Origin of the sequence: Streptomyces bobili, from assembly GCF_002154575.1 — a bacterium.
In the GTDB taxonomy this organism is placed as follows: Bacteria; Actinomycetota; Actinomycetes; order Streptomycetales; family Streptomycetaceae; genus Streptomyces; species Streptomyces bobili.
The window spans coordinates 1-833 of record NZ_MUBA01000691.1 but is presented as its reverse complement, the minus strand read 5'-3'; the positions used below and the strand labels follow the sequence as shown (position 1 = coordinate 833).

The following is an 833-nucleotide window of genomic DNA, read 5'->3' as shown; positions in this document are numbered from 1 at the left end:
GGGCGAGCGGCTGGGCTTCGACAGCGCCTGGCTGCGCCACCGGCACCTGCAGTTCGGCATCTCCTCCCCCGTCGCCGTCCTCGCGGCGGCCTCTCAGCGCACCAGCCGGATCGAGCTGGGCACCGCGGTGATCCCGCTGGGCTGGGAGAACCCGCTGCGGCTGGCGGAGGACCTGGCGACCGTCGACGTCCTGTCGGGTGGCCGGCTCAATCCGGGCGTCAGCGTCGGCTGCTCGACCTGGTGCGCGGCGAGCCCGCCAGCGGCTTCAGCGGCACCGAGGGCTTCGAGGTGTTCTCCGACCGTGTGCAGCCGCACTCCCCGGGCCTGGGCAGCCGCCTGTGGTACGGCGGCGGCAGCCTCGGCTCGGCGCGGTGGGCCGGTGAGAACGGCATGAACTTCCTCACCAGCAGCGTCGTCAAGGCCGAAGGCCCGGACGGAGAAGGGGACTTCGCCGACCTGCAGCTCGCCCTGGTGCGTGCCTTCCGCGCCGCGCACCCCGACGGCGACGCGGCCCGCGTCTCGCAGGGCCTCGTCGTCATCCCCACGGACTCCGCCACGCCCGAACAGCGCGCGAAGTACGAGGAGTTCGCCGCCCGGCGCCTCCCCCGCACCACGTCCCCGCAGGGCCCCGCCCGGCTCCTGTTCGCCCCTGACCTGGTCGGCACCTCCGCCGAACTGGCCGAACGCCTGCACGCCCACGCCGCGTTCCGCGAGATCGACGAGGTCGCCTTCGCCCTCCCCTTCACCTTCGCCCCCGAGGACTACGTCCAGATCCTCACCGACATGGCGACGCACCTGGGCCCGGCACTGGGGTGGAAGCCGGGCGTTTGAGC

1 pseudogene is annotated in these 833 nt (G+C 73.7%); it reads left to right on the top strand.

Annotated elements, in window-relative coordinates:
• A pseudogene (locus BZL64_RS36305) lies at positions 1–831 on the top strand (LLM class flavin-dependent oxidoreductase); the annotation flags it as partial.
• Between the last annotated feature and the right edge of the window lie 2 nt (positions 832–833).